This is a genomic window from Micromonospora sp. NPDC005220 (genome assembly GCF_040607895.1).
In the GTDB taxonomy this organism is placed as follows: Bacteria; Actinomycetota; Actinomycetes; order Mycobacteriales; family Micromonosporaceae; genus Micromonospora.
The window spans coordinates 116,382-132,912 of record NZ_JBEXHP010000010.1 but is presented as its reverse complement, the minus strand read 5'-3'; the positions used below and the strand labels follow the sequence as shown (position 1 = coordinate 132,912).

At 71.8% G+C, this 16,531-nt stretch carries 17 protein-coding genes; 12 read left to right on the top strand and 5 right to left on the bottom strand.

The features are described from left to right. Both ABZU52_RS07425 and ABZU52_RS07420 read right to left on the bottom strand, forming a co-directional pair. The coding region (locus ABZU52_RS07425; RefSeq protein ID WP_354970223.1) for a DUF222 domain-containing protein at positions 1-473 on the bottom strand (473 nt) is incomplete at its 3' end. Between the two features lie 539 nt (positions 474-1,012). Next, positions 1,013-1,492 carry a helix-turn-helix domain-containing protein gene (locus tag ABZU52_RS07420; RefSeq protein ID WP_354970222.1) on the bottom strand — a complete coding sequence of 160 codons (480 nt, stop codon included), beginning with the start codon at positions 1,490-1,492 and terminating at the stop codon, positions 1,013-1,015. Positions 1,493-1,661: 169 nt separating this feature from the next. On the opposite strand from ABZU52_RS07420, the gene ABZU52_RS07415 reads away from it, so the two are divergent. Further along, positions 1,662-2,099 (top strand): hypothetical protein, encoded by a 438-nt coding sequence (locus tag ABZU52_RS07415; protein WP_354970221.1) that lies wholly within the window; start codon positions 1,662-1,664, stop codon positions 2,097-2,099. 30 nt (positions 2,100-2,129) lie between these two features. Further along, positions 2,130-2,333 (top strand): hypothetical protein, encoded by a 204-nt coding sequence (locus tag ABZU52_RS07410; protein WP_354970220.1) that lies wholly within the window; start codon positions 2,130-2,132, stop codon positions 2,331-2,333. Between the two features lie 10 nt (positions 2,334-2,343). Here ABZU52_RS07410 and ABZU52_RS07405 read toward each other — a convergent pair whose 3' ends face one another. Continuing rightward, entirely contained in the window at positions 2,344-2,853 is a 510-nt protein-coding gene (locus ABZU52_RS07405) for a helix-turn-helix domain-containing protein (protein WP_354970219.1), read from the bottom strand. 117 nt (positions 2,854-2,970) lie between these two features. On the opposite strand from ABZU52_RS07405, the gene ABZU52_RS07400 reads away from it, so the two are divergent. The 5 genes from ABZU52_RS07400 (at position 2,971) to ABZU52_RS07380 (ending at position 7,212) form a co-directional block, all read left to right on the top strand. Beyond that, the gene (locus ABZU52_RS07400) at positions 2,971-3,750 is read left to right on the top strand and encodes an SDR family oxidoreductase (RefSeq protein ID WP_354970218.1); all 780 of its coding nucleotides are present in this window, start codon (positions 2,971-2,973) and stop codon (positions 3,748-3,750) included. Positions 3,751-3,786: 36 nt separating this feature from the next. Next, on the top strand, positions 3,787-4,119 hold the full coding sequence (locus tag ABZU52_RS07395; RefSeq protein WP_354970217.1) for a nuclear transport factor 2 family protein: 333 nt from the start codon (positions 3,787-3,789) through the stop codon (positions 4,117-4,119). Between the two features lie 392 nt (positions 4,120-4,511). Then, positions 4,512-4,685 carry a hypothetical protein gene (locus ABZU52_RS07390; RefSeq protein WP_354970216.1) on the top strand — a complete coding sequence of 58 codons (174 nt, stop codon included), beginning with the start codon at positions 4,512-4,514 and terminating at the stop codon, positions 4,683-4,685. 177 nt (positions 4,686-4,862) lie between these two features. Beyond that, a complete protein-coding gene (locus ABZU52_RS07385; RefSeq protein ID WP_354970215.1) occupies positions 4,863-6,077 on the top strand; it encodes a PP2C family protein-serine/threonine phosphatase in 1,215 nt (404 codons plus the stop codon). 67 nt (positions 6,078-6,144) lie between these two features. Further along, complete coding sequence (locus ABZU52_RS07380) at positions 6,145-7,212, top strand: DUF2855 family protein (protein ID WP_354970214.1); 1,068 nt, start codon at positions 6,145-6,147, stop codon at positions 7,210-7,212. Between the two features lie 7 nt (positions 7,213-7,219). On the opposite strand, the gene ABZU52_RS07375 is transcribed toward ABZU52_RS07380, so the two are convergent. Both ABZU52_RS07375 and ABZU52_RS07370 read right to left on the bottom strand, forming a co-directional pair. Continuing rightward, positions 7,220-8,026, bottom strand: coding sequence for a SigB/SigF/SigG family RNA polymerase sigma factor (locus ABZU52_RS07375; RefSeq protein ID WP_354970213.1), 807 nt, complete (start codon positions 8,024-8,026; stop codon positions 7,220-7,222). A 239-nt stretch (positions 8,027-8,265) separates the two neighbouring features. Then, the gene (locus ABZU52_RS07370; RefSeq protein WP_354970212.1) at positions 8,266-8,451 is read right to left on the bottom strand and encodes a hypothetical protein; all 186 of its coding nucleotides are present in this window, start codon (positions 8,449-8,451) and stop codon (positions 8,266-8,268) included. Positions 8,452-8,772: 321 nt separating this feature from the next. On the opposite strand from ABZU52_RS07370, the gene ABZU52_RS07365 reads away from it, so the two are divergent. The 5 genes from ABZU52_RS07365 to ABZU52_RS07345 all read left to right on the top strand — a co-directional run bounded on the left by ABZU52_RS07365 (position 8,773) and on the right by ABZU52_RS07345 (position 16,426). Beyond that, positions 8,773-10,644: a sigma-70 family RNA polymerase sigma factor gene (locus ABZU52_RS07365; RefSeq protein WP_354970211.1), complete on the top strand. Its 1,872-nt coding sequence runs from the start codon at positions 8,773-8,775 to the stop codon at positions 10,642-10,644. A 250-nt stretch (positions 10,645-10,894) separates the two neighbouring features. After that, on the top strand, positions 10,895-12,064 hold the full coding sequence (locus ABZU52_RS07360) for a siderophore biosynthesis protein (RefSeq protein ID WP_354970230.1): 1,170 nt from the start codon (positions 10,895-10,897) through the stop codon (positions 12,062-12,064). Next, positions 12,061-13,689: an IucA/IucC family protein gene (locus tag ABZU52_RS07355; protein ID WP_354970210.1), complete on the top strand. Its 1,629-nt coding sequence runs from the start codon at positions 12,061-12,063 to the stop codon at positions 13,687-13,689. The genes ABZU52_RS07360 and ABZU52_RS07355 overlap by 4 nt, the downstream gene beginning before the upstream one ends. Next, on the top strand, positions 13,686-15,284 hold the full coding sequence (locus ABZU52_RS07350) for an IucA/IucC family protein (RefSeq protein ID WP_354970209.1): 1,599 nt from the start codon (positions 13,686-13,688) through the stop codon (positions 15,282-15,284). The genes ABZU52_RS07355 and ABZU52_RS07350 overlap by 4 nt, the downstream gene beginning before the upstream one ends. Further along, entirely contained in the window at positions 15,281-16,426 is a 1,146-nt protein-coding gene (locus ABZU52_RS07345) for an alanine racemase (protein WP_354970208.1), read from the top strand. The genes ABZU52_RS07350 and ABZU52_RS07345 overlap by 4 nt, the downstream gene beginning before the upstream one ends. Positions 16,427-16,531: the final 105 nt, after the last annotated feature.

Here is a 16,531-nt window from a genome sequence, read left to right as displayed (position 1 = left end):
ATGCGGGTGCCGAGTTTGCGGAGGTGGGTGGGGTCGAACTGGCCGGCCCAGTCGGTGAGCACGCCGACGGCTTTGTCGGCGGCTTCCGCTCCGGCTGAGCTGTGCACGGTGGTGATGGTGTCGGCGATGACCCGGGCTTGGTCGAGGCTGATGTGCCCGTCGGCTAGGGCTTGTCGTACCCGGGGGTTGCCGGTGTCGAGGGTGGTGGCGAGGTCGAGGAGGCGGCGGGCGGCGGGGATGGTGAGCTGGAGTCGTTCGCGTAGCCAGACCGCGGTGCAGGAGGCGCCCTGCGCGCGGGGCGTGTCGCGGCTGTCGAGCTCGCGGACCAGAGCGAGTTTGACGGCGGCGAGCCGTTGCTCCAAGCGGTGCGCGGCGTCGAGCGCGGCGATCAGGTCGTGCTCCGGAAGGGCCCAGGCGGCGGCGTCGACGCACGCGGCGACCGCGTCGTCTGCCTGCGCCAGCTCCTCGACCATGACCCGACACTAGGACAGGTGTACGACACTTTTCAGTCACCATGATCGATTGAGTGAGCGGTGGTCGGTGGGCGGCCGCCGAGCCGTGCTGCGGCTCGAGCCCGCCGGCAGTTCCGCTTCGGAGGGCGGCCGTAGGTGAACGCTGTCACTCGCTCGGCCATGCCGCTGCGGCTTCGGGTAGCCCTCGCGGCAAACGCTCCCGCGAGGCGACACGGGACGGCGCGGGCGGGGCGGTGCGGGACGGCGCGGGCGGCGCGAGGCGGGGCGGTGCCAGGCGGCGCGAGGCGGGGCGGTGCGGGGCGGTGCGGGCGGCGCGGACGGCGCGGGCGGCGCGAGGCGGCGTATGTGGAAGGCGCGAGGCGGCGTGCTTTGAGGGCCCCGAGATGCCGTACCTGGGAGGTGGGAGACGGCGCGGCGGGGTTCGCGGTGAAACGGCCTGGGCGGTGCGGCGAAGGAGGGAGGCCAGCAAGCGTGGCCGGACCGGGATTACCGCACGACCCGGGCGCCGCACGGCGCCGGCCTGGTCGTGACCCGGAGTGTCAGTCGCGCCGGATGAGGCCCGGGCCGGCGGTGATGTCGATGTCGCTGTCCGCTATCTCGTGACCGGCGGCGCAGCGGAGCACCGCGCGGATGGGCTCGCCGCAGTCGTGGTGGGTGGCGACGACGGACGGGCCGGTGTCGGTGGCGGCCCAGGTGTCGCCCCAGTTGCGCAGTGCGGTGATGACGGGCAGGAGTTCGCTGCCCTTGCGGGTGAGTTGGTACTCGTGGCGGGTGCGCTGCCCCGGCTCCCGGTAGGGGATTCGTTCGAGCAGTTCGGCGGCGACCATCTCCTTGAGTCGGGCGGCCATGGCGGGCTCGCCGATACCGACCCGGCGGACGAAGTCGTCGAAGCGGCGCGTGCCGAGTAGGGCCTCGCGCATGATCAGGACCGTCGACCGGCTGCCCACGATGTCCATCGCCCGGGCCACTGAGCAGTTCTCGCTCGTCCAGGAATCGCGATCGTCTCGTAGGTCCTTCATGCCGCCAAGCGTACCTGACTTGCGTTAAAGCTAGCCAGGCGCTCGCTGGGTCACTCTGACTTCAACATACGCAAGTCAGCCCAGCCTGGCGATCCTCGGCGCGACCTTCACCGGTCCGCACCCCCGGACCGAGGTCGTCACCGCGTGGTCGGCGGCGTCCGGCATCGGGTTGGCGATCGGTCCGCTCATCGCGGGCACCCTGCTGGGCCACTACCAGTGGCACAGCGTCTACCTGTCGACCATCGCCTTGGGTCTGATCACCCTCATCGTGGCGGTCGTCGGGGTGGCCGAGTCCCGGCCGAGCGCCGCCCGACTCGACGTGCCCGGCCTGCTACTGGGCACCGTCGCGATCGCGGCCGCCGTCTACGCGCTGATCGAGGGCGGCAAGGTCGGCTACACCAGCCCGGTGGTGTCGACGGCGTGGGTCGTAGCGGTCGTCGCCCTTGTCGCGTTCGTGCTGGTCGAGCTGCGGAACACCGCGCCGATACTCGACGTACGGCTGTTCCGGTCCGCGTCGTTCAGCGCTGTCATGGTCGTCGGCGCGGTGTCGCTGTTCGGGTTCACCGACGTGGCGATCCTGCTGGTCCTCTTCCACGAACGTGCCTAGGCGCTCAGCCCGCTGGACACCGGCTGGCGGATGACCCAACCGCTGCCCGACCCGGTCCGGGCGGCGATCGCCGAGGCGCTGACCTCCGGTGTCCAGACCGGGTTGCGGATCAACGGCTTCGTCTTCCTCGTCACCGCCGTGCTCGCGCTCACCCTCATCCGCAACCGGCCACATCAGCACCAGGAAGCACGACGTGCCGGACAGCCGGCGACCCTGCCCGCCTCTACCCGCTGAAGTGAGCCGGTCAGGACTGCTGCGGGCTCGCCTGGGTGGGGACGTGTTGGTAGCGCTTGCGCATGGTCTCGCTGGCGGCCGGGCCGGCGGCGAACACGAAGTCCTCGTCGTCGAGCGGGCGGCCGGTGCTGCGGTCCACGATCACCGGGTCGGCCTCCTTCCCGGTGGCCCGGTCGACCAGGATCATGCTGCGCTCGCTCGGGTCGAGGCGTGAATTGCCCCAGGCGGCGAGGGCGACGACGACGGGCCGCAGGCTGCGGCCGAGGTCGGTGAGGACGTACTCGTAGCGGTCCGGCCTGGTCTGGTAACGGCGACGTTCCAGCAGGCCCTGGCCGGTGAGGGTCTTGAGTCGGCTGGTCAGGATGCTGGACGAGACGCCCAGGTTGGCCTGGAACTGGTCGAAGCGGGTGTAGCCGTCGAAGGCGTCGTGCAGGATCAACAGCGTCCACCACTCGCCCACATGGCCCAGCGCGCTGGACAGCGGGCACTCGCGGTCCTCCAAACGGATCTTCCCGGCCACAGCTGTGCCCTCTCCCGAGTAGGTGCTAGTGTCGAAGCTAGTCAATGCTACTTCAGCAGTAACTATACGACGTCCCGGTGGCGTCTGTTTCAGGCTGCCCAGACAGGAGTAACTCAGATGTTCCAGCGGGACTCACTGCACGGTCGGCGCGCCCTGGTGACCGGGGGCACGAAGGGGGCTGGCGCGGCGATCGCCGCTCGGCTGCGCGAGCTCGGCGCTGACGTGTGGGTCAGCGCCCGTAGCGAGCCGGAGGGGTTCGAGTTCGCCGACCGGTTCATCGCCGCCGACACGTCGAGCGTCGACGGCGCGGAAAAGGTGGCCGAGCGCCTGCTCGCCGAAGGTGGCGCGGACATCGTCGCGCACGTCGTCGGCGGGTCGCACGCTCCGGCCGGTGGCTTCGCCGCGCTCACCGAACAGGCCTGGATGGAAGAGTTGAACCTCAACCTCCTCGGTGCGGTACGCCTGGACCGCCGCCTCGTTCCGTCCATGATCGAAAAGCGCGCCGGCGCGATCGTGCATCTCTCCTCGATTCAGCGGCGCAAGCCGATGTACCAGGCCACCCTGGGGTACGCGGCGGCCAAGGCGGCGCTGACCGCGTACAGCAAGGGTCTGGCCAACGAACTCGCGCCGTACGGCATCCGGGTGAACACCGTGGCACCCGGCTTCATCCAGACCACCGCCGCCGACGCGCTCGTCGATCGCCTCGCCGTGGGAAGTGGTGTCGACCGTGACACCGCCCTGGGGCAGTTGATGGACTCGTTGGGTGGGATCCCGCTCGGCCGCCCGGCGCGGCCGGAGGAGGTTGCCGACCTGGTGGCCTTCCTGGTCTCCGACCGTGCCTCGGCGATCGTCGGTGCCGAACACGTCATCGACGGCGGCACCATCCCGACCGTCTGACTCGATCGTCGACAACCTGCAGAAGGGACGCGAACCATGACCGCCGCCCAGGCCGCACCGGCCCTCATTCGTCGCTACTTCGAGCTGGCCGGCCAGCCCGACTCCGAGGACTACTTCGCCCTCTTCGCCGAGGACGCCGTGGTCGAGGACGAGTCGACCGAGTATCGGGGTATCGAGGCCATCCGCCAGTGGCGTCGTGCCGTGCCGCTGGTGTCGTACGAGATCACCGACGTCGAGGACACTCCCGCCGGCACCGTCGTGACCGCGACGATCACCGGCGACTTCCCGGGCAGCCCGTTCGCCGGCCTCCGGTACCGCTTCAGCGACTACGACGACAGCGCTATCCGGCTGCTGCGCATCGCACCGTGACAACCACGGCTTGACGCTCGGCGAGGTCTCCGCCGCGCTGGTGTTCGCCGAGGCTCGCAGCCGGGCCGGCAAGGTGGTGCTGGAGCCCTGACCTCCCGCGCGCCCAGGGCGCTGGTGCGGCGGGCCACCGCGAGGGCGTACGGTGAACATGTCGCCCGGGGCACCCGGTGGCCGCCAGACGCCGTCGCCACCAGCCCGCCAGGGGCGTTAACGCTCATCTTCTCCATCGCCGCGACTCGCTGGTCGTGTCGGCCGATCGCCGACCACGTCTCGGCCGTTCGGTTCCGCCCGTCATCGCGGTCGGAGCGGTTGATGGGCCGGATCCGACCGCACGTGCACACCACTGTCCGTGCGAGTGATCGTTTTGAATATTTCAACCAGGGGAGCACCAGATGAGGATCGCCAGGGACCGGATCGTCGCCGCGCTACGCGAGCGGGGTCAGCAGGCCCGGGCCGACTGGGTCGAGCGCGAGCTGCCGGAGCGCGTGGACCCGGCCAAGCACTCCGGGCTGCTCGCCACCCTGAATCTCAACCCGGCTGATCTCGTCGACGCGTCATCTCCGTGAGGCCGCGCTGTTCGGACCGGTCGCCGGCAACCTGATAATCACTACGCGCTGTCGCACGGAGGCGACTCGGTAGACGTCGGGTGCGTGCCGGGCGAGGTAGCCTCACCACTCGCACTAGGTGCCCCCGCGATCGGGGAGGCTCCTGTGATCGGGGAGGGACAGGGGGGGAGGTGGAGCGTGGCCGACGTCGGCGAGGTGGTGCGTTGGTTGCAGCTCAACGCGCCCCGGGGTGGCCCGGACGAGGTGGCGCAGCTGGTGGCCCGTGCGGCGCCCGCCATCAACGCCAGCGAGATCGTGATCTATCTGGCCGACTACACGCAGACCCTCCTCGTGCCGCTGCTCGGCGCGGGTCTCGACCGGGACCAGTTGCCGATCGAGACGACGCTCGCCGGCCGGGCCTTCACCACCCTCGACATCCAGCGCGCGCCGGAGAATCCGGACCGGGTGTGGGTGCCCCTGCTGCTCGGGTGTGAGCGGATGGGCGTACTGGAGATCGTCTCGCCGGCCGCCGCCGACGAGACGATGGACGGTCCGGCCTGGGAGGTGGCGGTCAACGTTGCCCAGATCCTGGTCAACCGCCGGCTCTACGGTGACGTGGTCGAGCGGATGCGGCGGCGGATGCCGATGCAGGTCGCGGCCGAGATCGTCTGGGGTCTGCTCCCACCGCTGACCTTCGCCACCGACGACCTGGTGGTCACCGCCATCCTCGAACCCTGCTACGACGTCGGCGGCGACATCTTCGACTACGCGTTGAACGACGACGTGCTCAGCGTCGGGCTCTTCGACACCTGTGGGCACGGCATCAAGGCGAGCACCCTGGCCTCACTGGTGGTCAGCGCGTACCGCAACGCCCGTCGGTGTGGCCTCGACCTGGTCGACACGGCGATCAGCATCGACCGGTGGGTGCGGTCCGAGCACCCGAACTTCTTCGCGACCGGGCTGCTTATCGAGCTGGACCGCCGGACCGGCCGACTCAGCATGATCAACGCGGGCCATCCCGGCGCGATGCTGCTGCGTAACGGCAAGGCCGTTCGGGAGCTTCCCGGGCCGACCGTGTTGCCGTTCGGCCTGGGCCACCTGTCCCCTCGCCGACCGCGGGTGCACGTGGAGAATCTGCACCCGGGCGACCGCATCCTCGCCTACACCGACGGCATCACCGACGCCCGTAGCTCGGAGGGGGAGCAGTTCGGGCTGGACCGGCTCGTCGACTTCGTCAACCGCGCCCTCAACGACGGGATGCCCAGCCCGGAGACGATGCGTCGCCTGGTCCGCGCGGTCGTCGGCTACCAGGACGACCAGCTTGAGGACGACGCGACAGCCCTCTTCGTGGAGTGGCGGCCACCGCACCTGCCGCTCGCGCACCTCCACGACCTCGCCGAACGTCGACCCTGACCGCGCAGTGGGACTTTGCACTCACAGTGCACTTGTCTCCGATTGCGGGGCTGTCTAGCGTCACCTCATGGCTGACTCATGGACCTTCGCCGTGGCGCGTGACGACCTCGGGCAGACCACGCTCGTCGATGGCCCCATTCCCGCCGTCGCCCACGGCGAGGCGCTGCTGCGCGTGGACCGCGTCGGCCTCACCGCCAACAACGTCACCTACGCGGTGCTCGGCGACGCGATGCGCTACTGGCAGTTCTTTCCGCCGGCGGCCCAGGGGCTCGGGTCGCAGTGGGGCCTCCCGCCGCTCTGGGGCTTCGCCGAGGTGGTCGCCTCGGCGGCGGCGGGGGTCGAGGTGGGGCAACGGATCTACGGCTACCTCCCGCCCGCCGGTCACCTCGTGGTACGGCCGGACCGGGTGGACGCGTCCGGGTTCCGTGAGGCCAGCCCGCACCGGGCCGAGCTGCCATCGCCGTACAACGCGTACCGGTCGACCATCGGCGACCCGGCGTACCAGCGCGACCAGGAGGATCTGCTGATCCTGTTCCGGCCGCTCTTCTTCACCTCGTTCATGCTGGCCGACCAGGTCGTCGACAACGACTTCTACGGTGCCGAGGCGCTGCTGCTGTCGTCGGCGTCGAGCAAGACCGCGTACGCCGCCGCGTTCGAGCTGCACCGGCGCGGGCCGCGCCTGGTCGGTCTCACCTCACCCGGCAACCTGGCGTTCACCCGGTCGCTCGGCTGCTACGACGAGGTCGTGTCGTACGACGCCCTCGACGCCCTCGACGTGGTCCCGACCGTCCACCTCGACCTGTCCGGCGCGCCCTCGACCCGGGCCGCCCTGCGTCGGCGTCTCGGGGACCGGCTGGTCCGGGACATCGCGGTCGGGCTCACCAACCAGACGCCGAACGCTGACGCCGCCGAGGAGGTGTTCTTCGCGCCGGTGCAGATGCGCAAGCGCAGCCACGACTGGGGCCGGGACGGGCTCGATCAGCGGTTCACCGAGGCCTGGCAACGCTTCGTGCCCGTCGTGAGCGGGTGGCTCGACGTTCGGGTGGGTGCTGGGCCGGCGGCACTCCAACACGCCTGGCTCGACGTTCTCGCCGGTCGTACGCCGCCACGGGTGGGCCACATCGTGCAACTTTGAAACGGGCTCAGGCTGCGATGTCGTCGGTGAGTTGGCGGCGCAGCGCGGCCAACGAGCGGGTGATCAGCCGGGACACGTGCATCTGCGAGACGCCGATCCGGTCGGCGATCTGAGCCTGGGTCAGGTTGCCGTGGAAGCGCAGGCTGAGGATCTGGCGCTCGCGCTCCGGCAGCGTGGCGAGGGCCGGGCCGAGGGCGACGCGGATCTCGACGAGGTCCATCTCGTGGTCGTCGTCGCCGAGGGTGTCGCCGAGCTCCCGGTTGCCGTCGCTCCCGATCGGGGTGGACAGCGAGGTGGCCCGGTACGCCCGCGCACCCTCCAGCCCTTCCAGCACGGTCTCCTCGGTCACGTCGAGGTAGGACGCGACGTCGGCGACGGTCGGCGAGCGGCCGAGGGTCTGGGTCAGTGCGCTGTTCGCGGCGCTGATCGACAGGCGCAGCTCCTGAAGACGGCGGGGCACCCGCACCGCCCAGGTGCGGTCCCGGAAGTACCGCTTGATCTCGCCGACGATGGTGGGAATGGCGTACCCGCTGAAGTCGATCCCCCGACTGTGGTCGAAGTTGTCCACGGCCTTGATGAGCCCCACCGAGGCGGTCTGGGCCAGGTCGTCGTCGGGTGCGCCGCGTCCGCCGTAGCGGCGCGCCAGGTGCCGGGCGAGCGGCAGCCACGCCTCGATGGCACGGTCCCGCAGTGCTGGGCGGCGGGGGTCGTCCGCCGGGGTCACCGCCAGGGCGGCGAGGAGTTCATCCGGGCTCTGGTCGCAGCTGCGCTGGCTGATCCGGGTGTCTGTGGCGTTCTCGACGATGGTGGACATGAGGTCCCTCCCGCACATGCCCGCCGATCGGATCGACCGGAAGGATCTCCGAACCGGCTGCCGCCGGAGCGCACGTGCGGGCAGGAGCGCGCTGTCGCAAGGCCACGATCACGGGCCTGGCCACCGCGTCATGTCGTTCACTTGATGAACCGACCCTACCCGAAAGTTGGACTATTTACTAGCCGAAAGTATGAGTCGGGGCAGGTCTGGGCGCTCTGCGGACGGGGTCGCGCCCCAGCTCAGCCGCGCTGATCCGAGGCGTCGACGGCGGCCGGGGCCGGCTGGGCGGGCTTCACCGCGAACGGGTGGCGCAGTCGCCGCATGGCCTCCTCGCTGCTGTCGAAGGTCACCGCCGGCCCGTCCAGCCCGTCACCGGTCGAGGTGGCGAGGAACAGGGCAGGTCGACCGCTGTCGTTCGATGTCATGCAGGGATCCTGTCTCTACGAGAGGGGCGCGTCTGGGGCCTCGGCAACGTCGGCCGTGCGACCTGGTGACGCTTCGGCGCACATGCTGGCGCCCGAATGCAGATGTCCTGTGCACGGGCGAGCGCCCGGCGACACCGACACCCCGCACCATACCCGGCGCCGCCACTTCGTATGCGCCGCTGCCGAACCCACGTCGCTTGTGGCGGACCGGCCGCCCGGGAATTCTGTAATCCCACCCGCTGCCGCGAGTCTCCGATCTTGAGGGCGGTCAGCGCACCCAGCGTGGGCGCCGCGCGGATGAGCACCCAAGGAGTGAGACCCATGTCGTCAGCCGGTCGAGCACTGCCCGATGTCGGGTTGGTCGTCGCGGCCCGGCAGGGCGACCAACGCGCTCTCGACGACGTCGTCGCGGCCTCGCTCCCGCTGGTCTACAACATCGTCGGGCGTGCGCTGCGCGGGCACGCCGACGTCGACGACGTGGTCCAGGAGACGTTGGTACGGGTGATCCGGTACCTGCCCGCGCTCAACGACCCGGCGGCTTACCGGTCCTGGCTGGTGGCGATCACCATCCGCCAGGTGCGCGACTGGGAAACGCGCCGACGGATCGCGCTCAACCGCGATGCCGGGCTCGACGCGATCCACAACGTGCCCGACCCCGCCTCCGACTTCGCGGGGATGACGATCCTCCGGCTCGGCCTCACCGACCAGCGACGCGAGGTCGCCGAGGCGACCCGCTGGCTCGACCCGGACGACCAGGAACTGCTCTCGCTGTGGTGGCTGGAGGAGACCGGCGAGATCACCCGCAACGAGGTCGCCGACGCGCTCGGGTTGTCACCCGGGCACGTCGCGGTGCGGATCCACCGGATGAAGGAGCAGATCCAGAGCGCCCGTGGCGTCGTACGCGCGCTCCGCGCCCGTCCCGGCTGCCCGGACCTGGGCGCGGTGACCGCCGAGTGGGACGGCACGCCCAGCTCGCTGTGGCGCAAGCGACTGGCTCGACACGTCCGCGACTGCGCTTTCTGTGCGCGGCTGGGCAGCACGCTGCTGCCGATCGACCGGCTGCTCGCCGGCCTGCCGTTGCTGCCGCTGCCGGCGGGTCTCGGCGCTCACCTGCCGAGCGCGGCCGCCCCGGCGGCCGCCGCGCCACCGAGCCCTTCGGTCGGACCCGCCACCGGACCGACCCCACCCGGCGGAGTGCCCACCGATGCGAGCGGCGGTCCGAGCGTCGTCGACCTCGCGGTGAACCGGCCCCGTGGCCTCGTGCCGTCCCTCGCCGCCGGTGTGGCCGCCGCCGTCCTGGCCATCACCATGGCGGTGGTGATCCTGCCGGACGATCCGTCCGCACCCTCCTGGGCGGCCCCGCCGTCGGCGGCGCCCACCGCCGTCGCCACCCCGAGCGTCGCACCATCGCCGAGCGCACGGCCCTCGTCGAAAGCTCCGGTCGCGCCGGCGGCCAGCTCCGCCCGCAAGGGCGTCGGGGTGTGGAACTTCGCCGGGGCGAGTCAGGCGTTGGCGAACTCCAGGGCCGGCTGGTACTACACCTGGGGCACCCAGCACCAGGGGATCAGCACTCCGCGCGGCGCGACGTTCGTACCGATGATCCGCAGCGCGGAGAACGTCACCGCCACTGAGCTGGCTCGGGCCAAGGCCGCCGGGCCGTACCTGCTCACCTTCAACGAGCCGGACCTGCCCGAGCAGGCGAACATGACCGTCGAGCAGGCACTGGACCTGTGGCCGCAGCTGATGGCGACGGGCAGCAAGCTGGGCAGCCCAGCGGTCGCCTGGGGCGGGCCGGACCCGCAGGGTTGGCTGGACAGGTTCATGACCGGGGCCGAGGCCCGCGGTCACCGGGTGGACTTCATCACGTTGCACTGGTTCGGCGCGGACTTCACGACCGCCACCGCGGTGGCCCAGCTCCGGCAGTACCTACAGGCTGTCTACCAGCGGTACCGGAAGCCGATCTGGCTGACCGAGTTCGCGCTGATCCGCTTCGGCGCGGGCGGTTCGCAGTTTCCCAGTCAGGAGCAGCAGGCGGCCTTCCTCACGGCAGCCACCACCATGCTCGGCCAGCTCTCCTACGTCCAGCGCTACGCCTGGTTCGGGCTACCCGCCACGGACAAGGACCGGTCCGGGTTGTTCAGCGACGGGACCGAGGCGACAGTGGTCGGCCGCGCGTTCCAGGCCGCCCGTTGAGCACTGGCGAACGGATGGACGAGCAGAGCGCCCCGGGCCTCGCGTCCGCACCCGGCGGTTGGTCGGCGTCGTCGCGACAGTGGTCGCCACGGGGTTGACCGTCGTCGCCAGGGCGGTGGCGTGACCACCGGTCAGCCGGCCACCGGAGGGTGCCCTTCGCGCTCTTGCTGCGCCGGGCAGACCGCACCATATCCGTCTAATTAGGGTAGGCTTCCCTAATAGGAACATCGTGGCAGTCGACGGAGGCGGTATGCGGCTCTACCTGACCGCGCTCAACCCTACCGACGCCGTCCTGGACGGGTTCCTTCCGGCGGCGGCGGCGCTCGGGCTGTCGGCCACCGTGCTGACCGACCGCCCGACCGAATGGCCGGCCGAGGTGCGGGTTGCGCGGTGCGCGGTGCGCGACCCGGCCGCCGTGGTCGCGGCGACGGCACCCACCCGAGCGGTGGCGCTACTGTCCAACAGCGACCATCTCCAGGAGGCCACCGCGATCGCCGCCCGAAAGCTCGGCCTGCCCGGCAAGGACCCGGACGCCGCCCGTCTCTGCAAGGACAAGGCCGCGGCCCGCCGGGCGATCGCCGCTGCGGGCCTCGATCTGGTACGCACCGCCACCGTCGACCCCGGCGCCGCGCCGGAGGTGCCGAACGCGATGTTCCCGGCGGTGGTGAAACCCCGCGAGGGGGTGGCCAGTGAGGACGCGTACCTGGTGGCCGACCACGCCGAGCTGGTCGCCCGGGTCGCCGATATCCGGGGCCGCCGGCCCGGGGTGGCCCTGGTGGTCGAGGAGTACCTCGACGGCGAGCTGCGGACCTTCGAGACTCTCGGCGACGGCACCGAGCTGGCCTCCCTCGGCGGGTGGCGTACCGGCCTCGGCCCGCCGCCGACCTTCACCGAGGAGAGCCTCGCCTGGTCGCCCCCGGCGGAGCAGGCGCGCACCCAGCTGAGGGCGCGGCTCGACGCGCTCGGGGTCGGCTTCGGGGCCTGCCACACCGAGTACGTCCTCTCCGACGGCCGGGTCCGGCTCATCGAGGTGAACTACCGCCTCATCGGCGACCGGATGGACCTGATCCTCGCCGAACTGCTCGGTGTGCCGTTGTTCGAGCACGTCATCCGGCTGCACCTCGGCGAGCCGCTGGCCGCCCTCCGCCTGCCCACCACTGTCGACCGCTACGCCCAGGTCGAGTACGTCTGCGCTAACCGGTCCGGCCGTCTCGTCGCCGCACCGGGCCCACTCGACACCGTCCACGGCGACGTCCGGCTGGGCTGCCGCCCGCTGCGCGAGGTGGGCCGTACCGCCGAGTACACCGGCACGAACCGCGACTACCTCGCCGTGCTGCACGGGATCGGCCCCGACGAACGCACCGTCCGGCAGTCGCTGGCCGCCCTCCGCAGCGACCTCGAATGGATCATCGTCGAGTGAGCGACGACTGCGAGCGGGAGGTCTTCGCCCGGGTGCTCGACGCCCTGCTGCGCGAGGATCACCTCGGTCTGCTCAGCGCCGGCCGCGCCGACGGCCCCGACTGGTGGGAGGCGCCGCACCCGCTCGGCCTGCTGCGCATTCCGGTCCGGGCGGACGGGTTCCAGCAGGCACTGCGCAGCGCCGCGCCGATGGTGCTGCTGGTGGCCGGCGACGGCGACCCGCAGCGTACGGAGACCCTCGAAGGGCTGTTGACGCTGCTCGCCCCGCGCGACAACGGCGAGGCCGAGGCCGGCTGGCGGGACTTCGGCGTCGAGTGTCGCGCCGACCTGCGGGCCCGGCGGCTCGCCGCCCAGCACCGGCAGCTGGTGCTCACCGAGGTGGCCGCCGAACGGGCGATCACCCCGACCGGCCTGCCGGCGGCGCTGCTGGACGACGTGCTCGCCGCCCACCACGGCCACCCCGTCTACCCCACCGACAGGTGCCGGCACGGCCTCCGCGATGACGAACTGCTCCGGTACGCCCCGGAGCACGCCCCACGTTTCGCGCTGCGCTGGTACGCCGCTCCCGCCGAGGACGTCCGGCTCACCGGCGAACTCCCGCCGTGGTGGCCGCGTGCGGCGCAGCCGGATCACCTGCTGCTGCCGGCGCATCCGATCACCGTGGCCCGCGACGCGCTCCCGGTGGTCGACCTGCCGGTGACCCCGGTGCGACCCACCCTCTCCATGCGGACGGTGGCGCTTGACGACGACCCGTACCTGCATCTGAAACTGCCGCTGCCGACCGCGAGTCTCGGCGCGCGCAACCGACGCACGCTGCAACCCGGCTCGCTCGCCGACGGCGCTGCCGTCGCCGCGCTGCTCGACCGGATCGCCACCGCCGAACCCAGCTTCGCCGGCCGGATCCGGCACGCCGACGAGAGCACCTGGGCGCACGTCGACGGCGACGAACGACGGGGCTTCCTGCTGCGCCGGTTTCCGCGTGACCTGGCCGGCGTCCAGGTGGTGCCGGTCGCGGCCCTCGCCGCCGCCGACCCGGTGGCCGGCACGGTCCTCGAACGGATCAGCCCACGGCGGCCCGTCGCGCTGCTGGAGTCCTACCTGGACCTGCTGCTCGACTGGCATGTCTTCCTCTGGCTCCGGCACGGGATCGCACTGGAGGCGCACCCGCAGAACATCCACCTGCTGGTGTACCCGGACGGCACGGTCGGCCTGCTCTACAAGGACAACGACGGTGCCCGGCTGGACGCGCGGCACGACGGCCCGAGCGGGCTCGCCCTGCACGACGACCGGATGTGGGCCGGTGACCCGCAGGAGTTGGCCGACGTGTTCATCACCATCACCCTGCACCTGGCCGCGGCCGCGCCGCTGGTCGCCCTGACCGCCCGAGGGCTGCCCGTGCCGTCACCCGCCGAGGCGCTGGTGCCCCGGCTCGTCGCCGCCCGCGACCGGTGGGGCGACGGACCGGCGGTGCGAACGTTCACCCAGCGGGTGCTGCGCGCCACCGAACTGCCCATCAAGGCGATGCTCACCGCCGGCACCCTGCTGCCCAAACAACGACTCGGCTGCGCCGACATCAACAAGTACTACCTGCGTACCGGCCCGAACTACCTCCGGGAGACACGATGACGAGCGCGCAGGTGCGCTCCCGTCCGGCCACCGACACCGGTCAGCTCGCCGACCTGGCCGCCGCGCACGCCGTCTTCGGCTGCCTGCTGCGCGAGCTGGCCCCGCCGGACGGCGCCCCGACCGTGCTCGACGGTGCCGTCCGACTGCTGCTGCGGCACCTCGACGTCACAGTGCGCTGCGAGGTCGCCCGAGCCTCGCCGCTCGGCGCGCACCGCTACACCGGGCCGGTCCAACGCAGCACCGGCGGCGGACGGTGGGAAGACCTGGACGCCGACGGGTTGGCCGCTCTGGTCGCGGCGGAGCTGACCACCCGTACCGGCCTGGCGAACGACGAGTTCGTCGAGCAGGTCCGGGCCAGCCGGGACACCGTGGCCCGGCTGCTGGCCGACCGACCGGCCGAGGATCCGACCCCCACCGGTGAGCCCGCCATCGACGCGTACGTCGACTCCGAGCAGTCACTGGTCTTCGGCCACCCGCACCACCCCACCCCGAAGTGGCGCAGCGGTGACCCGGCCAGCTGGCGGGCGTACGCGCCGGAGCTGCGTACGGCGTTCCGGCTGCACTGGCTCGCCGTACCGGACGATCTGATCGCCGACGCCGGGCCGTTCGATCCGCTGCTGGCCGCCCTCGACCCGCCACGACCCCCGCGCGGGCACCGCGTCCTGCCGGTGCACCCCTGGCAGCTGTCGCTGATTCCGCCCACCCACCCACGGCTGCGTGACCTGGGAGCGGCCGGTGTGCCGGTACGACCCACGGCGAGCGTCCGCACCCTCTACGCCCCCGAGGCCGACCTGTTCGTGAAGACCAGCCTGCACGTGCGGATCACCAACTGCCTGCGCAAGAACGCCCGCTACGAACTCACCGGCGCGGTGGCGCTGACCGACCTGCTGGCCCGGGTGCCGCTGCCGGACGGGGTGGGTCTGCTCGCCGAGCCCGCCTACCGCACCGTCGACGTCCCCGGCCCGGACGAGGCGTACGGGACGATCCTGCGCAGTGGTCTGCGCCCGCACCTGCGTCCCGGCGACACCCCGGTGCTGGCGGCGGCGCTGGCCGCCGCGCCGCTGGTGACACCGGATCCGGTGGCCTGGTGGCGCGGGTACGTCGGCCTGCTGGTGCCGGCGGTGCTGCGCAGCTGGCTCCGCCACGGCGTGGTGCACGAGGCGCACCTGCAGAACGTGGTCGTCGTACTCGACCGGGATCGCCGCCCGGTACGCATGCTGCTGCGGGACCTGGAGGGGGTGAAGCTGGACGCCGATCGGTGGGGCAGCTGGCCGGACGGCGTCCCGGCGCAGGTCCGTTACGGCCCCCGGGCCGCCCACCGCCGGATCGTCTACTGCCTGTTCGTCAACCACCTCGGCGGGATCAGCGGGGCGCTCGCCGACGCGTGGCCGGGAATCGAACGGCGGCTGTGGCAGGAACTGCGCGCCGTCGTCGAGGCGGTCGCCGCCGACCTCGGTGATCCCGTCGAGCTGCGTACGCTGCTGGACGGGGAGCCGCTGCTGGCCAAGGCGAACCTGCTGGTCCGTTGGCGGCGCGACGCCGACCGGGCCGCACCGTTCGTGCCGGTGCCGAACCCGATGGGTGGGCCACGATGACCCGACCGATCTACGTCCACGACCTCGACGCGCTGGCCCGACAGGCCGGTGCCATCCGGGCGGCGCTGCCCCGGCCGGTCGAGCTGCTCTACGCGGTCAAGGCCAACCCGGACCCGGGTGTGCTGCGAACCCTCGCCCCGGTCGTCGACGGGTTCGAGGCCGCGAGCCGGGGCGAGCTGCGGAGGCTGGCCGAGGTGCTGCCGGGGCGGGCGCCGGCCGCGTACGCCGGGCCGGGCAAGACCGACCAGGACCTCGCCGCCGCGCTCGCCGCCGGGGTGCACCGCATCCACGTCGAGTCGCCCACCGAGCTTGTTCGCCTCGGCGCACTGGCCACCGCCGCGGGCCGGTCGGCCCAGGTGCTGCTGCGGGTGAACCTGCCGGTCGACGCGCCGGGCGCGAGCCTGGTGATGGGCGGTGGGCCCAGCCCGTTCGGCATGGACCCGTCCGACGCGATCGGATGCGCCCGCCGCCCACCCGCCGGCATCGACGTACGCGGAATCCACGCCCACCTGGCCAGCGGGTTGGACGCCCCGCTCGCCGCGCGGGTCGCCGCCGCCGTGGTCGGCTGGGCGGTGGCCGAGGTCGGTGCGGCCGAGGTCGACGTGGGCGGAGGCATGGCCGTCGACTACACCGACCCGGACGCGCGATTCGACTGGGCGGGCTATGGTCGCGCGCTGACGGACGTCCTGGACAGGTATCCGGGAGTGCGGCTGCGGATCGAGCCGGGCCGGTCGGTCACCGCCCACTGCGCGGCGTACCTCACCGAGGTCATCGACGTGAAGCGCTCCTACGGCGAGTGGTTCGTGGTGGTGGCCGGCGGGACGCATCACCTGCGGACCCCGGCGGCGAAGGGGCACCCGCAGCCCTTCACGGTGCACCGGCGACGCGGCGGCGACGGCCCCCGCACCGACGGCGGACCGGTCACCGTGGTCGGGCAACTCTGCACCCCGAAGGACGTGCTGTCCTTCTCGGCCACCGCCGGGCCGATCGGCGTTGGCGACGTGCTGGCCTTCGCCATGGCCGGGGCGTACGCCTGGAACATCAGCCACCGTGACTTCCTGCTGCACGAACCACCGCTCTTTCGTAACGGCAATCCGAGCGGGATTGCTGCCAAATGGGCAGAACGGGAGTTGCGGTCGTGACTCGGGTGGCAATAGCGCACGAATTGCCGATCAACTCCACTTTGGATCGTCGGGCGAATAATCGATGTCGCTCGTCGTTACGATGACGCGTAACGGAGTCGATCA